Annotated in this window: 13 protein-coding genes, 1 tRNA gene and 1 pseudogene; 8 read left to right on the top strand and 7 right to left on the bottom strand. The window is 64.5% G+C overall.

Features of this window, described 5'->3' with window-relative positions; translation table 11 throughout:
* Window positions 1-37: 37 nt before the first annotated feature.
* Window positions 38-113 (bottom strand) — tRNA-Asn (locus ABIE53_RS15110).
* 114 nt (window positions 114-227) lie between these two features.
* Entirely contained in the window at window positions 228-551 is a 324-nt protein-coding gene (gene fdxA / locus ABIE53_RS15105; RefSeq protein WP_006052862.1) for a ferredoxin FdxA, read from the bottom strand.
* A gap of 294 nt (window positions 552-845) precedes the next feature.
* Between fdxA and pncB the strand changes: the two genes are divergently transcribed.
* The 5 genes and pseudogenes from pncB (at window position 846) to ABIE53_RS15080 (ending at window position 6,894) form a co-directional block, all read left to right on the top strand.
* A complete protein-coding gene (gene pncB, locus ABIE53_RS15100; protein ID WP_006052863.1) occupies window positions 846-2,042 on the top strand; it encodes a nicotinate phosphoribosyltransferase in 1,197 nt (398 codons plus the stop codon).
* Between the two features lie 150 nt (window positions 2,043-2,192).
* Window positions 2,193-2,856: pseudogene (locus tag ABIE53_RS15095) on the top strand (LutC/YkgG family protein).
* An 88-nt stretch (window positions 2,857-2,944) separates the two neighbouring features.
* Complete coding sequence (locus ABIE53_RS15090) at window positions 2,945-4,375, top strand: sodium:proton antiporter (protein ID WP_114156344.1); 1,431 nt, start codon at window positions 2,945-2,947, stop codon at window positions 4,373-4,375.
* A gap of 54 nt (window positions 4,376-4,429) precedes the next feature.
* Window positions 4,430-5,419, top strand: coding sequence for a 2-hydroxyacid dehydrogenase (locus ABIE53_RS15085; RefSeq protein WP_192698807.1), 990 nt, complete (start codon window positions 4,430-4,432; stop codon window positions 5,417-5,419).
* Window positions 5,416-6,894, top strand: coding sequence for a DNA recombination protein RmuC (locus ABIE53_RS15080; protein WP_192698808.1), 1,479 nt, complete (start codon window positions 5,416-5,418; stop codon window positions 6,892-6,894). Before ABIE53_RS15085 ends, ABIE53_RS15080 begins: the two co-directional genes overlap by 4 nt.
* 107 nt (window positions 6,895-7,001) lie before the next feature.
* On the opposite strand, the gene ABIE53_RS15075 is transcribed toward ABIE53_RS15080, so the two are convergent.
* The 5 genes from ABIE53_RS15075 to ABIE53_RS15055 all read right to left on the bottom strand — a co-directional run bounded on the left by ABIE53_RS15075 (window position 7,002) and on the right by ABIE53_RS15055 (window position 13,968).
* Window positions 7,002-7,277, bottom strand: a complete 276-nt coding sequence (locus ABIE53_RS15075) for a hypothetical protein (RefSeq protein WP_006053283.1) — start codon at window positions 7,275-7,277, stop codon at window positions 7,002-7,004.
* Window positions 7,278-7,365: 88 nt separating this feature from the next.
* On the bottom strand, window positions 7,366-8,670 hold the full coding sequence (moeA, locus tag ABIE53_RS15070) for a molybdopterin molybdotransferase MoeA (RefSeq protein WP_029967808.1): 1,305 nt from the start codon (window positions 8,668-8,670) through the stop codon (window positions 7,366-7,368).
* Between the two features lie 62 nt (window positions 8,671-8,732).
* On the bottom strand, window positions 8,733-9,371 hold the full coding sequence (gene mobA / locus ABIE53_RS15065; RefSeq protein ID WP_029967807.1) for a molybdenum cofactor guanylyltransferase MobA: 639 nt from the start codon (window positions 9,369-9,371) through the stop codon (window positions 8,733-8,735).
* A 7-nt stretch (window positions 9,372-9,378) separates the two neighbouring features.
* Window positions 9,379-10,488 carry a GTP 3',8-cyclase MoaA gene (gene moaA, locus ABIE53_RS15060; protein WP_006053286.1) on the bottom strand — a complete coding sequence of 370 codons (1,110 nt, stop codon included), beginning with the start codon at window positions 10,486-10,488 and terminating at the stop codon, window positions 9,379-9,381.
* Between the two features lie 189 nt (window positions 10,489-10,677).
* On the bottom strand, window positions 10,678-13,968 hold the full coding sequence (locus tag ABIE53_RS15055; protein ID WP_192698809.1) for an Rne/Rng family ribonuclease: 3,291 nt from the start codon (window positions 13,966-13,968) through the stop codon (window positions 10,678-10,680).
* Window positions 13,969-14,695: 727 nt separating this feature from the next.
* On the opposite strand from ABIE53_RS15055, the gene ABIE53_RS15050 reads away from it, so the two are divergent.
* Genes ABIE53_RS15050 through ABIE53_RS15040 form a run of 3 tightly spaced genes read left to right on the top strand, consistent with a single transcriptional unit; the run spans window position 14,696 to window position 16,801 of the window.
* On the top strand, window positions 14,696-15,733 hold the full coding sequence (locus ABIE53_RS15050; RefSeq protein ID WP_006051925.1) for an RluA family pseudouridine synthase: 1,038 nt from the start codon (window positions 14,696-14,698) through the stop codon (window positions 15,731-15,733).
* A complete protein-coding gene (locus ABIE53_RS15045; protein WP_006051926.1) occupies window positions 15,726-16,385 on the top strand; it encodes an HAD-IIIA family hydrolase in 660 nt (219 codons plus the stop codon). Before ABIE53_RS15050 ends, ABIE53_RS15045 begins: the two co-directional genes overlap by 8 nt.
* The gene (locus ABIE53_RS15040; RefSeq protein WP_192698810.1) at window positions 16,382-16,801 is read left to right on the top strand and encodes a Rieske (2Fe-2S) protein; all 420 of its coding nucleotides are present in this window, start codon (window positions 16,382-16,384) and stop codon (window positions 16,799-16,801) included. The genes ABIE53_RS15045 and ABIE53_RS15040 overlap by 4 nt, the downstream gene beginning before the upstream one ends.
* Window positions 16,802-16,836 lie beyond the last annotated feature (35 nt).

Raw genomic sequence — 16,836 nt, 5'->3', positions numbered from 1 at the left:
AAAAAGCCCGTCTTGGTTAACGGGCTTTTGCAATTCTTGGCTCCTCGACCTGGGCTCGAACCAGGGACCTACGGATTAACAGTCCGGCGCTCTACCGACTGAGCTATCGAGGAACAGAACAACAACAGCAGAGAAACGGAATTGTAGGAGCAGCTTTCGCACCTGTCAATACTTCGCGTTCATCTCGATTTGGCTGAAACGGCCGCGTACCGACAGCGCCGCAACGCTCAGCGCACCAGCAGCGCGAGCTTTTCCTTGACGTCCTTGAACTCGTCGGCTTCCGGCAGCGGGGCCTTCGTCTTGGTGATGCTCGGCCAGTTCTTGGCGAGATCGGCATTCAACTCGATGAAGTTTTGCTGGTCGCCCGGCACGTCTTCCTCGGCGTAAATGGCGTTCACCGGGCACTCGGCCACGCACACAGCGCAGTCGATGCATTCATCGGGGTCGATCGCGAGGAAGTTGGGACCTTCGCGAAAGCAGTCCACCGGGCACACATCGACGCAGTCGGTATAGCGGCACTTGATGCAGCTTTCGGTCACAACGTGAGTCATTCAGGCAGCTCCTGCATGCGGAATCAGAAAGGCGCAAACGCCAAAAGCGCTATTGTAACGTAACGTCAAGAGGCGCATGCGGCATCACACAACGCCTTTTATATGTTTTCGTGATTAGTTTATTGCGTCCGAAAACAGTATCCCGCCGACGGCAAGCGGCGCCGCGCGGGCCGCGGCCGGGAGCCTGAAGGCCGGCGCATTCGGGTAACATGCGTCAAGCCGGTGCGCACGAGGCGCGCCGTATGCATGGGTTGAGTCACGCCTCCCGTACTTCGCAGTCCCGTTCGCACCATCATGATTATTACTTCGCTGCTCGACACCGATCTGTACAAGTTCACGATGATGCAGGTGGTCCTGCATCATTTTCCCGCGGCCAACGTCGAGTACCGCTTTCGTTGCCGCACGCCGAACGTCGACCTCGTGCCGTACATCGGCGAAATACGCGCGGAAGTGCGCAAGCTCTGCAAGCTGCGCTTTACCGACGAAGAGCTCGACTACCTGCGGCGCATGCGTTTCATCAAGGGCGATTTCATCGAGTTTCTCGCGCTCTTTCATCTGAACGAGAAGTACATTTCGATCGAGCCTTCGCCGAAGAACAACGGCGAGATCGACATCGAGATCAAGGGTCCGTGGCTGCACACGATCCTGTTCGAGATTCCGATGCTCGCGATCGTCAACGAAGTCTATTTCCGCAACACGCAACAGGAACCGGACTACAGCGAAGGTCGCGGACGTCTCGTCGAGAAGATGAAACTTCTCGGCGCGCGGCCGGAATTCGCCGACTGCAAGATCGCCGACTACGGCACGCGCCGCCGCTTCTCGAAGCAATGGCACGAAGAAGTGATCCTCACGTTGAAGGACGGTCTCGGCGAGCAGTTCGCCGGCACGAGCAACGTCTTTTACGCGATGAAGCACAGCCTCACGCCGCTCGGCACGATGGCGCACGAGTACCTGCAGGCATGCCAGGCGCTGGGTCCGAGGCTGCGCGATTCGCAGATCTTCGGCTTCGAAATGTGGGCGAAGGAATATCGTGGCGACCTGGGTATCGCGCTGTCGGACGTGTACGGCATGCAGGCGTTTTTGCGCGACTTCGACATGTACTTCTGCAAGCTGTTCGACGGCGCGCGTCACGACTCCGGCGATCCGTTCGATTGGGGCGAGCGCCTGCTCCAGCACTATGAAGCGAACCGTTGCGATCCGCGCACGAAGATCCTCGTGTTCTCCGACGCGCTCGACATTCCCAAAGTGCTGCAACTCTACGAGCGCTTCCGCGGACGGTGCAAGCTCGCGTTCGGCGTGGGCACCAATCTGACCAACGACCTCGGCTATAACCCGCTGCAGATCGTCATCAAGATGGTCCGTTGCAATGGGCAGCCGGTGGCGAAACTGTCGGATTCGCCGGGCAAGAATATGTGCGACGACAAGGCGTATCTCGCGTATCTGCGGCAGGTTTTCGGCATCGCGCAGCCCGAGGAAGAGCCCGCGAAGTAGCGGGTTTGTAGCGCGTTTGTCGCGTGTCCGATGTGTTCCTATGCCGTTCGGCCAGGGTGTTCGCGCGGAGGGTGGCCGGTATAATTCCTCGCATGCACGCCCCGCATCTCGCATGGCCATGCACACGAGGACTATCGAGGACTTTCGCATATGGACACATCGATTGCCCGCCGCAATATCCTGGCGCGCATCCGCGCGGCGCAAGGCCGTGAGCCGGAGCCGTCCGCGTCCGAACGCGAGGCCGCGGCGGATTATCTCGCGCGCCATCCGCCGGGTCCGCGCCCCGACATGCCTGCAGATCTCACCGCGCGCTTCATCGAAGAAGCGCAGAAATTGTCCACCACGATCGACACGGTCGAGTCGCTGAGCGACGTGCCGATCGCCGCACATCGCTATCTGGTCGAACATGCATTGCCGTTGCAGGCGATCGCGTGGCAGACGCTGCAGGATCTGCGCTGGAGCGACGCGGGCCTCACCGTCGAATTTCGCAAGCCGAAAGACGGCGACGTGGTCGGTCTCACCGGCTGCTTTTGCGCCACTGCCGAAACCGGCTCACTCGTGCTGCTGTCAGGGCCCGAGACTTATGCGTCGGCCGGCCTGCTTCCGGAAACGCACATTGCCATCGTGCCGGCTTCGCGCATCGTGGCTGGAACATGAAGAAGCGTTCGCGCTGATTCGTAGCGAGCGGGGCGAACTGCCGCGTGCGGTCAATTTCGTTTCGGGGCCTTCACGCACCGGCGATATCGAACAGACCATCGTGCTGGGCGCGCACGGGCCCTATCGGGTGCACGTGATCGTCGTACTCGGCGCCTGAGTGCCGCGGCGGCGTCTATTCGTTCGCCGATGTACGCCGGCTTGCGCCGTCAGTTGCCATTTCAAAAGAACCAGGGAATCTGTTGCATATGACTAGACGTGCCGCTCCGGCGAGCATGGTGCTCGCTGCTGCATTGACGTTAATGAGCTGGCCTCAACTCGCGTGCGCCGCGACATTGGATGGCGCAACGCTTTCCGCGCTATGGGGATTGCCGTTCGCCGGCGTGCTGCTTTCCATTGCCGTCTTTCCGCTCGTCGCGCCGGCTTTCTGGCATCACCATTTCGGCAAGATCGCGGCGGCGTGGGCGCTGGCGTTTCTGGCGCCGTTCGCGTTCGCATTCGGCTCGGACGTTGCCTTCGCCACGCTCATCCATGCGTTACTCGAAGAGTACATTCCGTTCATCGTGCTGCTTACCGCGCTCTACACGGTCGCGGGCGGTATTTGCGTGCGCGGCAATCTGCACGGCACGCCGCGGCTGAACGTGACGATCCTCGCGCTCGGCACCTTGCTCGCGAGCGTGATGGGCACGACCGGCGCGGCCATGCTGCTGATCCGACCGTTGCTGCGCGCGAACGATAATCGGCGGCATGTCGTTCACGTCGTCGTGTTCTTCATCTTTCTGGTGGCGAATGCCGGCGGCTCTTTGTCGCCGCTGGGCGATCCGCCGCTGTTCCTCGGCTTCCTGCAGGGCGTCGACTTCTTCTGGACCACCACACATCTCGCGTTGCCGATGCTGTTCGTGTGCGCCGTGCTGCTCGTCGCGTTCTATTGTCTCGATTCGTATTATTTCCATCGACGGGAAGAGGAGCGCTCGCTCTTCCTCGATCCGACGCCGGATTCGCCTCGGCTCGGGATCGACGGCAAGATCAATTTTGTGCTGCTCGGCGCGGTGGTCGGCCTCGTCCTGATGAGCGGGCTATGGAAGCCGGGCGTGAGCTTCGACGTGTTCGGCACGCACGTGGCCCTGCAGAATGTCGTGCGCGACGTTGCGCTCATCGGCGTCACGGTGCTTTCGATTCTGTGGACGCCCCGTGCGGCTCGCGCGGGCAATGACTTCAACTGGGCGCCGATCGAAGAGGTCGCCAAGCTCTTTGCCGGCATCTTCGTGACGATTGCGCCGGTTATCACGATGCTGCGTGCGGGCGAAGCCGGCGCGTTTGCCGGCATCGTGCATCTGGTCAACGATTCCGCGGGCCAGCCGCACGACGCGATGTACTTCTGGGCGACGGGCCTGCTATCTTCGTTTCTCGACAACGCGCCCACCTATCTCGTGTTTTTCAACCTGGCCGGCGGCGACGCACAGTCGCTAATGACCACTGGCGCCACCACGCTTGCTGCGATCTCGGCGGGCGCGGTCTTCATGGGCGCGAACAGTTATATCGGCAACGCGCCGAACTTCATGGTGAAGTCCATCGCGGAGTCGCGCGGTGTGCGCATGCCGAGTTTTTTCGCTTATCTCGGTTGGTCAGGCGCGGTGTTGCTGCCGCTTTTTCTCGTCACCGGCTGGCTGTTTTTCTGACACCGGGCCTGCTGCCGAGGCCGTCTCACTCGATTCGCTACACGGAGAATTGCAATGCAGAAGATCCTCGTCGCCCGTCCGATTTTTCCTGACGTGATCGAACGGCTTCAACAGTATTTCGACGTCGACTGGAATCAGGGCGACGTGCTGCCGGCGGAAGAACTGAAGCGCCGCCTCGCCGACAAGGACGGCGCGCTGACTGCCGGCGACCCGATCGGCGCCGACGTTCTCGCGGCCGCGCCGCGTCTGCGCGTGGTGTCGAATATGGCGGTGGGCTACAACAACTTCGACATGGCCGCGTTCAACGCGGCGAACGTGCTCGGCACGAACACGCCGGACGTGCTGAACGAATCGACCGCCGACTTCGGCTGGGCGCTGATGATGGCCGCGGCCAGGCGCATCGCCGAATCGGAGCACTGGCTGCGCGCGGGCAAGTGGCAGAAGTGGTCATACGACGGCTTTCTCGGCGGCGACATCCACGGCTCGACGCTGGGCGTGATCGGCATGGGCCGTATCGGTCAGGCGCTCGCGCGGCGTGCGCGCGGCTTCAACATGCAGGTGATCTATCACAACCGTTCGCGCGTCGCGCCGGAAATCGAAGCTGAGCTGAACGCCGAATATGTGTCGAAGCAGGACCTGTTGCGGCGCGCCGATCATGTCGTGCTCGTTTTGCCGTACACGCAGGAAAACCATCACACGATCGGTGCGGCCGAACTCGCGCTCATGAAGCCGACCGCGACGCTGACGAATATCGCGCGCGGCGGCATCGTCGACGATGCGGCGCTCGTTCAGGCGCTGCGTGCAAAGCAGATCGCCGCAGCCGGTCTCGATGTGTTCGAAGGCGAGCCGAATCTGAACCCCGATCTGCTCACGGTGCCGAACATCGTGTTGACGCCGCACATCGCGAGCGCGACAGAAGCGACGCGCCGCGCGATGGCCAATCTCGCCGCGGACAACCTGATCGCCGGCCTTGGCGAAGGTCCGCGCGCGGGTCAGCCGCCTAATCCGATCAATGCCGAAGTCATCGGCCGGGCGCGTGCATGACGATGATTCTGGTCGCGGCCGTCGCGGTGCTGGCGGTCGCTCTTGTGCTTGCTTTGGCGTTGCTGATGCGCGGCCGGGGCCGCGCCGGCGAACAGGAACAGTTCGACCTGCTGAACGAACGCATCGACGCGGCAGCCGATGCGCAGGCGCACGCGTATGAGCGCCTCGAGCGGCAATTGCGCAACGACATCACGGAGACCGCGCGCGTGTCGCGCACTGAGCAGAGCAGCGGCTTCGCGCATTTCCAGCAGACGCTGGCCGCGCAATTCAGCAGCATGACGACGGTGCAGGGCGGCAAGATCGACGGATTCGCGCAACAGCTCGACGCGGTACGCCACAGTCTGCAACAGCAGGCGCAGCAGGCGCGCGATGAACAGGGGCGCTCGCTCAAACAGTTCGGCGATACGCTCAGCCTGCAACTCGGGCACCTCACCGAGGCGAGCGACCGGCGCTTCGCCGAAGTTCGCGCGACCATCGAGCAGCGGCTGAAGGACATCGAGGCGAACAACGCGAGCAAGCTGGAAGAAATGCGCCGCACCGTCGACGAAAAACTGCACGCCACGCTCGAACAACGCCTGGGCGAATCGTTCAAGCTCGTGTCCGACCGGCTCGAGCAGGTGCATCGCGGCCTGGGCGAAATGCAGACGCTTGCGGCCGGCGTCGGCGATCTGAAAAAGGTGCTGACGAACGTCAAGACGCGTGGCACCTGGGGCGAAGTGCAGCTCGAGGCATTGCTCGAGCAACTGCTCACCGCGGACCAATACGCGAAGAACGTGGCCACGGTGCCGAAAAGCGCTGATCGCGTCGAGTTTGCGATTCGCTTGCCGGGGCGGGTAGAAGCGGGCGTGGCGGGCGCGGCCGGTGCCGCGGGCGGCGCGGCGGCGCCAGTGTGGCTCCCAATCGACGCGAAGTTTCCGCGCGAAGACTACGAACGCCTGATCGACGCGCAGGAAAGAGCCGACCCGCTCGCGGTAGAAGAAGCGTCGCGCGCGCTCGAAGCGCGGATTCGCGCGGAGGCACGCAGCATCGCCGAGAAGTACGTGTCGCCGCCGCACACCACCGACTTCGCGCTGCTGTTCCTGCCGACCGAAGGTTTGTACGCCGAAGTGCTGCGTCGGCCGGGGCTCTCGGATCTGCTGCAACGCGAGTATCGCGTGACGATTGCCGGTCCCACCACGCTGACCGCGCTGCTCAACAGTTTGCAGATGGGTTTCCGCACGCTTGCCATCGAACGGCGCTCGAGCGAGGTGTGGCAGGTGCTCGGCGCGGTCAAGACGGAGTTCGGCAAATTCGGCGATGTGCTCGCGAGGACGAAGGCGCAGCTCGAAACGGTCACGCGTTCCATCGAAGCGGCGGAGACACGCACTCGCGTCATGAACCGCAAGCTGCGCGACGTGGAGGCGCTACCCGGCGAGGAGGCGAATGGTTTGATAGGCGGCGGTGCAGTGCCGGGCATCGAGCCCGATGAGCAATGAGGCGGCAGGAGGCTGACGCCACGCGTGGACATCGGCGGTCCGCGCCTGCTGCTCGACCGGGCCCGCGCTCGCGGGCTCGGCGGCAGTGACGCGGAACGCAGCGCGCGTCATGCTTCTTCGGGTGCGTCGGTCAACTGGATTTCAATGCCGCCGAAGCGCGACGCCACCCAGTTGTACGCGTGGCAGGCGATCCACAGCAGGATGAAGCCGAGAATCGCATTCAGCAGCAGCGCGCTGAACACCGTGCTCAATTCGACCGAACCGTAGCGCACGAACGCGACCAGCACGCCCAGCAGCACGATAGGCACGGAGAACGTCAGGTAGACGAGGATAAGTGCTTTGGCCGTTTGTCCCGGTGCAATGAACGAGATCTGTTTTTTCATGTAAGTCAAACCCGCATGTCGTAGTGGTAATGGGTAAAACAAATGTGCCGGTGATGACAGCGCCGGATCGCGAATATTCGACGAACCGTTAGATCAGGCCGTGGAACAGCATGATACTGACGCGCTCGCCCTCGGCAACGTCGCCGTCTTCATGGCCGAGCACGATGAAACAATTCGCCTCGCTCATCGAACTCAGCACGCCCGAGCTTTGCGACTCTGTCGGCGTGACCTGCCATTGGCCGTTTGCATGCTGGGCGGCGATGCCGCGCTGAAACTCCGTGCGTCCGGGGCGCTTGCGGATCGAGCGCAGGCTTGCCGCGTGGATCACCGGCAGCGGCTGCGGCGTGGCGCCCGACATCAGCAGCAGAACCTCGCGCACGATCTGATAGAACGTCACCATGACGGCCACCGGATTGCCCGGCAGACCGAAGAATAACGCAGGCAGTCCGACACCCGGCCGCTCGCCGGACCATATGCGGCCAAATGCGAGGGGGCGGCCGGGGCGCATGGCGAGACTCCAGAACGCGACGTCGCCGAATGTCTGCAACAAGCGCCTCGTCACATCCGCCTCGCCGACCGAGACGCCGCCCGAGGTCAGCACCACGTCCGCGCTCGCCGCGGCGCTGCGCAACGCGGCTTCGAGCGCGGCGGGTTCGTCGCGGATCACGCCGAGATCGAGCGTGTCCACGTTCAGGCGCCGCAGCATCGCAAAGAGCGTGTAGCGATTGCTGTCGTACACGGAGCCCGCTTCGAGCGGCTCGCCGAGCGAGCGCAACTCGTCGCCGGTCGAAAAGAAGGCGACGCGCAAACGCCGCCGGACATTGATTTCCCCGATGCCGAGCGAAGCCAGCAAGCCTAAATCGGACGCGCGGATCACGCGGCCCGCGCGCAACGCCGCGTGGCCGCGGGCGAGGTCCTCGCCTGCGAGCCGCCGGTTTGCGCCGGCCTGCACGGCATCGGCTGCAAAACGGATCGACGCAGAATCGGCGCTGCGCTCGACCAGTTCCTGCGGCACGACCGTATCGCAACCGTCCGGAATGCAGGCGCCCGTCATCACGCGCACGCATTGCGCCGTTGCTTCGACGCGGCCCGCGAACGGATGGCCCGCCAAAGCCTTGCCGACCACCGCGAGTTCGACGGACGGCGCGCCGCTCGTCAATGCGGCGCGATTGAACGCATAGCCGTCCATCGCGGAATTGTCGTGCGAGGGAACGTCGATCGGCGAGACGATGTCTGCGGCGAGCACACGGTCGAGTGCATCGCGCAATGCCACGCGTTCGACCGCGGCGACGGGCGTGGCCCACTCGCGAGTAATCGCCTGAGCCGCCGAAACAGGCAGCGCATGAGGATCGTACTGCGCGACGCAGCGGGAAAATTCGTTTTGCGTGGTCATGAAGAAGCGGGACGTCGCGGCCGGCGGCGGGCGTGGCGCTTGCCGTGCGGCGGAGCGGGATTTCAGCCGGGACCCCGATGACGCTCGAGGTCGGCGAGTTCTTGTAAAGAATTGATATTGTAAAACGCGCGCTCGTCGGTAAAGGCGACTTCCACGGTCGTGTGGCGCGCGTACCACGCGCGGACCTTGCGCTCGCCGGCTTCGAGAAAATCCGCGAGGTCGTCGGCGAGACGGGTGCGCAGCAGCGCGAAGACAGGGTGGAGCGATACGTTGCCGCCGGCGTCCGAGGTCGTGACGGTGGCGATGTCGGCCGCGCTCGACTCGAGCGCTTCAGCGAGCCGTGCACCCAGATCCACGGGTAGCCACGGCGTGTCACACGGTGCGCTCAGCAGATAATCGCTTTGGGCCGAGCGCAAACCGGCGAGCAAACCGGCCAGTGGGCCAGGAAAGTCGGGCAGCGTGTCGGCGACGATCTTTGCGCCGAACGGCGCGCCGAGTGCGGCGTAAATGTCCGCGTGACGATTCGCGCTGATCAGCAGCGCGGCGGTTTGTGGCGCGAGGCGCTTCAACACATGCGCGGCGAGCGGTTCGCCGTGCAGTGGCTGCAAGCCTTTGTCGACGCCGCCCATGCGGGTGCCGCGCCCGCCCGCGAGCACGAGGCCGGTGATCCGTTCGCGTGTCGGCCGCCGGGTTGGCTCCATGCGCCGATCAGCCGCCGATGTACGACATTTCGACGCGGCGGGCATCCTGCGCGCCCGGGTCGGCCGCGTTGCTGCCGCGCAGTTGCGAGTAGCGGTCGCCGCGGCCTTGCCAGATTTCGGCGACGGCGGTCGCGATGTCGGCGTCGCTTGCTCCGGCGCGCAGTAGCGCGCGCAGGTCGTGGCCCGCCGATGCGAACAGGCACAGGTACAGCTTGCCCTCGGTCGAAAGGCGCGCCCGTGTGCAGCTTGCGCAGAACGCGCGCGTGACGCTGGAGATCACGCCGATCTCGCCGCTTCCGTCCGCGTAACCCCAGCGTTGCGCGGTTTCCGCGGCGCTATGCGCTTCGAGCGGCGCAAGCGGGAAATGCTCGGCGATGCGCGCGACGACGTCGGCGGAAGGCAGCACTTCGGTCATGTTCCATCCGTTCGACGTGCCGACGTCCATGTACTCGATGAACCGCAGCACCGTGCCCGAGCCTTTGAAATGGCGCGCCATCGGCACGATTTCGCTGTCGTTCGTGCCGCGCTTGACCACCATGTTGACCTTCACGGGCGCGAGTCCCACAGCCTGCGCGGCGGCAATGCCGTCGAGCACGTCGGCTACCGCGAAGTCCGCGTCGTTCATGCGGCGAAACAGCGTGTCGTCGAGCGCGTCGAGGCTGACCGTCACGCGAGTCAGGCCAGCGTCTTTCAGGCTGCGGGCTTTGCGCGCGAGAAGCGAGCCGTTGGTGGTCAGCGTCAGGTCGAGCGGCCGGCCGGCCGGCGTGGTGAGTTGCGCGAGCCGCTCGATCAGGAATTCGAGGTTCTTGCGCAGCAGCGGTTCGCCGCCCGTCAGACGAATTTTCTCGACACCATGCGCGACGAAGAGCCGCGCAAGCCGTTCGATTTCCTCGAAGGTCAGCAACGCGCTGTGTGGCAGGAACGCGTAGTCCTTGTCGAACACGGCGCGCGGCATGCAGTAGACGCAGCGGAAATTGCACCGGTCCGTCACCGAAATGCGCAGGTCGCGCAGCGGGCGCGCGAGCGTGTCATGCAGCGCGCCGCTAGGCGTTTGCAGCGGACCGGAGATGACCGGCGCCGCGCTGAGATCGGCAACAGGGATGATGCGTCGGGACATGGGTTGCTTGGGTTGCGCCAAACCGGGAAGGCGAGTTCTTCATTCTATCGGAAATGCATGTTCCAGCAGGGCGAGGGCGGGCGCCTTCGGGGTTTACGGGGATGGCTACTGGCTGCGGGCTGACTGCGGTTCTTCGGGCGAAAAAAAGCCCGCCGGTGAGGCGGGCTTTTCGAAAGCGGCATCGCAAACTTACTGCGGATGCCTGTTGGTTTCAACTTGCTGCATCGGCGCGCTGTCGGTCGGCGGTAACGGCTTGCGTTCGCGCACGACGCGCGGCGGCTTCACCGTCTGCGCGGCGGCTTCCTGCGCGGCGCGCAGCTTGTCGGCGTCCGTATTGACCCAGACGAGACCGGCTTTCTCCAGCACGGGCTTCAGCGCTTCCGCCGAAACCCCGCCGTTGAACGACGCCTGAGCCGGCCTGGCCGCATGCGACACCTCTGCTGCCTGCGTGGCTTGCACGGCTTGCGACGGCGCTGCAATCGCCGGCTCCACTGCCGGCGCGGATTCGTCCTCGGCCGGTTTCGGCTCGACGATTTCGGCTTGCGGCGCGGGCTCAGCGACCGGCGCGGCGACTACTTCGGCCGGAGCGGCGGGCTCGACGTGAGCCGGTGCTGCTTGCGCTTCAGCGGCGGGCACAACAGCCGGTGCCTCTTCATGAACGACCGGTTCTGCAGCCGGCGATACCGTTTCCGCAGCCGCGAGGACTGCCTGAGCCGGTTCGGCGGGCGCGGTGGGCGCGACCGGCGCTTCGGCAACCGGCGCTTCGGCAACCGGTTCGACGGCAGCCGGAGCAGCCGGCAGTTCCGCGACCGGCACGATCGTTTCGGTCTTCGCAGCCTTTTCGGCGGCGAGGGCCGGCGTTTCCGTGGCCGCGTGCAGTTCACTGACGACAGCCTTTTCGGTCGCGACAGCCGCAACGACGACTTCCACCGGCGCCACTTCATTCGCTTCGTTCGCTTCCGGCTTGCGTTCCACCGGCTGCTGGGCGACGCGCACGGGTGCGTCCTCGCTCACGTTGGCGTTGTCGCCTTCCGCTTCCGCGACGTCCGCAGCCAGATTGCCGTTGACGTCTTCCTCACGCTCACGACGACCGCCACGACGGCCGCGACGGCGACGACGACGCTCTTCGCCCTCACGCGCCACCGCTTCCTGATCGACCGGCGCAACGTTTTCAGTGAGGGCGGCCTGGTTTTGCGCCACGTCCTCTGCGATCTGGGTATCGGCTTGCGTCAACGCGTCCGCGGTTTCCGTCTGCGGCTTGCGACGCTCGCCGCGCTCAGTACGTTCGCCACGTTCACGACGCTCGCCGCGTTCCTGGCGTTCGCCACGCGGGGTGCTTTCGACTGCCTCGGCACGGTCGGCGCCGCGGGTGTCGCGGTCGCGGCCTTCACGGCCTTCGCGTGCTTCGCGCGGCTCACGGTTCTCACGCGGTTCGCGGTTGCCACGCGGTTCGCGTGCTTCCCGTGCCTCGCGCGGTTCACGGCCTTCGCGTGGTTCCCGAACCTCGCGTCCCTCGCGTGCTTCACGCGGTTCGCGTTCCTCACGACGCTGCGACGGCTGCTGGCCCTGACGGCCGCCGTTCGCACCTTCACCACGCGCTGCCACGTCACGGCCGCCCGCGCCGCCACGGCGATTGCGGTTACGGTCGCCGCCGCGCTCGCCGGTACGCTCACCGCGCTCCGTGCGTTCGCCGCGCTGCGGACGGGCCTGCTTTTCTGTCGTAGCCGGCGCAACCGGTGCCGGCGCCGCCGGCTGTACGCCGAACAGATTCTTCAACCAGCCGATGAAGCCGCCGCTCGCCTGCGTCACCGCAACCGGAGCCGGTGCCGCGACCGGGCGAACCGGCGCGCTCGGCGCCGGCTTCTCAGGCGTGATGCCCTTGACCGCCGCTTCCTGCTTCGGCTTCACTTCTTCGGTGCGCTTGCTGTAGCCGGTTTCCGACTCGAGCTCGCGAGCCGCTTCCTCGGCCATCTTCCACGAAGCGCGCGGCTCGTCCAGACGGGCGTCGTCGTGACGCAGGCGTTCCAGCTTGTAATGCGGCGTGTCCAGATGCTTGTTCGGCACCAGCACGACATTGACCTTGAAGCGCGACTCGATCTTGTTGATTTCCGAGCGCTTTTCGTTCAGCAGGAAGGCCGTCACTTCGACCGGCACCTGGCAATGGATCGCCGCGGTGTTTTCCTTCATCGCTTCTTCCTGAATGATCCGCAGCACTTGCAGCGCGGACGATTCGGTATCGCGGATATGACCCGTGCCGTTACAGCGCGGGCAGGTCACGTGGCTGCCTTCCGACAGCGCCGGACGCAGACGCTGACGCGACAGTTCCATCAGGCCGAAGCGCGAAATCTTGCCCATCTGGACGCGCGCGCGGTCGTGCTTGAGCGCGTCTTTCAGGCGCTGCTCGACTTCGCGCTGGCTCTTGGCCGACTCCATGTCGATGAAGTCGATCACGATCAGGCCGCCCAGGTCGCGTAGACGCAACTGGCGCGCGACTTCGTCGGCGGCTTCGAGGTTCGTGCGCGCGGCCGTTTCCTCGATGTCGGCGCCCTTGGTGGCGCGGGCCGAGTTCACGTCGATGGCGACGAGTGCTTCCGTGTGGTCGATCACGATCGCGCCGCCCGACGGCAGCGGCACCGTGCGCGAGTACGCCGTTTCGATCTGATGCTCGATCTGGAAGCGCGAGAAGAGCGGCACGTCGTCGTGGTAGCGCTTCACCTTGCTGACGTTGTCCGGCATCACGATGTCCATGAAGGCGCGCGCCTGGTCATGGATTTCGGTGGTGTCGATCAGAATTTCGCCGATGTCCGGCTGGAAATAGTCGCGAATCGCGCGAATCACGAGGCTCGATTCGAGGTAAATCAGCATCGGCTGGCCGGTCGAACCGCTTTGCGACGCGGCTTCGATCGCGCGCCACAGCTGCATCAGGTAGTTCAGGTCCCACTGCAGTTCTTCCGCGCTGCGGCCAATGCCGGCCGTGCGCGCGATGATGCTCATGCCTTCCGGCAATTGCAGCTGCGCCATGGTTTCGCGCAGTTCCTGACGGTCGTCGCCTTCGATCCGGCGCGACACGCCGCCGCCGCGCGGGTTATTCGGCATCAGCACCAGATAACGGCCGGCGAGCGAGATGAACGTGGTCAGGGCTGCGCCCTTGTTGCCGCGTTCTTCTTTTTCGACCTGAACGATCAGTTCCTGACCTTCCTTGAGCGCGTCCTGGATGCGGGCGGAGCGCATGTCGACGCCGTCGCGGAAATACTGGCGGGCGACTTCCTTGAACGGCAGGAAACCGTGGCGGTCTTCGCCGTAGTTGACGAAACAGGCTTCGAGCGACGGCTCTATGCGGGTGATGATGCCCTTGTAAATGTTGCCTTTGCGCTGTTCGCGCCCGGCGGTTTCGATGTCGATGTCGATGAGTTTTTGCCCATCGACGATGGCGACGCGCAGTTCTTCCTGCTGCGTCGCATTGAACAACATGCGTTTCATTGAACGGCTCCAGAGCGGCTCGGCCGGCCTCCGCTCCGCGGTTGTCAGGCGCGAGAGCGGGAGGCAGCGGCATGCCGCGCCTTATTGTGTTTTCACAAGCACGCTGGAGCGGGAAGAATGGCGGGAGAATTGCCTGAGAGGGCCCGGCTCCACAAACAAAGGAGCGCGGTGCCGCAGGGCACATGCGAACACGGCTTCAAATAACGACCCGACACGCCGCGGGTTCTGCCGGCAGACCTTCATAAACCCACGTCCCCCTCGCCGGCGCGCCGACTGGGCGCGGGACCGGAGGGTCGAAGGCTGCGGTCATGCCGCAACGGGAAGTTCGCGCAAGAGGCGCGTCTTTTCCTGCTGGGGGTGTCTCGCCTCATTTTGACGTCGCCAAGTCTTGCACTTTCTACAAGACGCCACGGGCGCACGCCGTATTTTCGCAACCTGCAGCTTCGTACAGCCGGGCGTAACGCCGCCCGATACCGAAGCTGGAAGTTAAATTCTTTTTTACCAAAATTCCGTTACCGTCGAAGCCGACCTTGACCGAACGCGCCTGTGGGCGCCGTCCCTGCCGGGTACTGACTTCGTGCGTGCAACTTGTTGCATCTCATTTTCAGGGCGAGCAACCAGCCCCCGGCACAAGTAAAATAACGATTTACGCTTGCACCTGCGCAGTCCGCCCGAATTCCGGACACTGCGCCGGCCGCCGCAGACTGCTGGGCAAATTATATTCAGAATGAAAGAGTTAGGCAAAATATCCCAGAAATCGGTAACAAGCGCGGTCGCGAGCGACCAGGTCTCCGTCATCGAGATCGACGACAGTGCGGCCGGACAGCGCATCGACAACTTTTTGTTACGCGTCTGCAAAGGCGTGCCGAAAAGCCATATTTACCGCATCCTGCGCAGCGGGGAAGTGCGCGTCAACAAGGGCCGGATCGACGCGCAGTACCGGCTTGAACTCGGCGATCTGGTGCGCGTGCCGCCCATCCGCGTCGCGCAACATGACGAAACGGTGCCGTCAGCGCCGGTTCCGAGCGCCGAATTCAGGATCATTTTCGAAGACGAGCATCTTCTTGTCATCGACAAACCGGCCGGCGTCGCGGTGCACGGCGGAAGTGGCGTCGCCTTTGGCGTCATCGAGCAGATGCGCCAGTCGCGCCCGCAGGCGAAGTTCCTCGAGCTCGTGCATCGGCTGGATCGCGAGACGTCCGGCATCCTCATGCTCGCCAAGAAGCGTTCGGCGCTCGTCAATCTGCACGACCAGATCCGCGAGAACCGAATGGACAAGCGGTACTATGCGTGCGTCCACGGCGAATGGGCGAGCGACTGGGGCCGCCGTCGGGCGGTGAAGGAGCCGCTGCACAAATATCTGACCGCGGACGGCGAGCGGCGCGTGCGCGTGCAGGCCGACGGTCTGGCGTCGCACACGGTGTTCAACCTGATCGACCGCTGGCCGGACTACGCGCTGCTGGAGGCGGAGCTGAAGACGGGCCGCACCCATCAGATACGCGTGCATTTGCAGCATCTGGAGCTGCCGATCGTCGGCGATGCAAAATACGGCGACTTTGCGCTGAACAAGGCGCTCGCCCGCTCGAACGCGAAGCCGGGGCTCAAGCGCATGTTCCTGCACGCTTACCGCCTGAAGCTCACGCATCCGGCCACTGGCGCGCCGCTGCAACTGGAGGCGCCATTGCCGGCCGAGTGCCGCAATTTCATCGCGCAGCTCAACGAATTACGAAATGGGTCATACCCGGAGACGGCACCGCATGGCTAGAGAGCAATTTGACCTGATCGTCTTCGACTGGGACGGGACGCTGATGGATTCGACTGCGCACATCACGCGCAGCATTCAGGCGGCGTGCCGCGATCTCGGTTTGCCGGTGCCCGCGGACGAAGCGGCGAGCTACGTGATCGGCCTCGGCCTGCGCGACGCGCTGCAGATCGCCGCGCCCACGCTCGATCCGGCCGACTACCCGCGGCTCGCCGAGCGCTACCGGTTTCACTATCTGGTAAAGGATCAGACCACGGAGTTGTTCGCCGGCGTGCGCGAGATGCTCCAGGAGCTGCGCGATCAGGGCTATCTGCTGGCGGTCGCGACCGGCAAGAGCCGCGTCGGCCTGAATCGTGCGCTCGATCAGGTGCGGCTCACGAGCCTGTTCGACGGTACGCGCTGCGCGGACGAAACCTTCTCCAAGCCGCATCCGGCCATGTTGCACGAACTGACGCGTGAACTGGGGCAGGACCCGGTGCGCACGGTCATGGTCGGCGATACGACACATGACCTACAGATGGCGATCAACGCGGGCGTCGCGGGTATCGGCGTGACCTACGGCGCGCATCCGGCGGACTCGCTGAGCGCGCTGTCGCCGAAATATATGGCGTCGAGCATCAGCGCGCTGTCGGGCTGGCTGAAGGACAACGCATGAGTCCGGCGGAAGAGCCCGGCGGGCGGGCAACGGAGGCGGCGCAGGCCGTGCGCGTGTGCCGTTCGGAGGAGTTGGTCGATGGCGGCAGCGGCGTTCGGCGTGCCGCGCGAGTCGGCGCCGAAGAAGTCGTGGTGTTTTTCGTCCGCTACGACGGTCGCGCTTACGGCTATCTGAACCGCTGCGCGCACGTGCCGATGGAGCTGGACTGGGCAGAGGGTCAGTTCTTCGAATCGTCGGGTTTATACTTGATGTGTGCCACCCACGGGGCAATTTACGCGCCGGACACCGGCAAATGCGTAGGCGGTCCGTGCCGCGGCGGGCGGCTGCGAGCGCTCCAGGTCGACGAACGCGATACGCCTGAAGGCCGCGCCGTTTTCTGGCTTCCCGACGGCGAACTGCGGCCCATCGAGTCCTGATCGGCGTCGCCCCGTCTTTCTCCCTTACTGAAAAG

It is taken from the genome of Paraburkholderia sp. OAS925 (genome assembly GCF_040543975.1).
Classification (GTDB): domain Bacteria; phylum Pseudomonadota; class Gammaproteobacteria; order Burkholderiales; family Burkholderiaceae; genus Paraburkholderia; species Paraburkholderia graminis.
The sequence above is the reverse complement of the archived record's forward strand: the minus strand, read 5'-3'. Positions and strand labels throughout refer to the sequence as shown.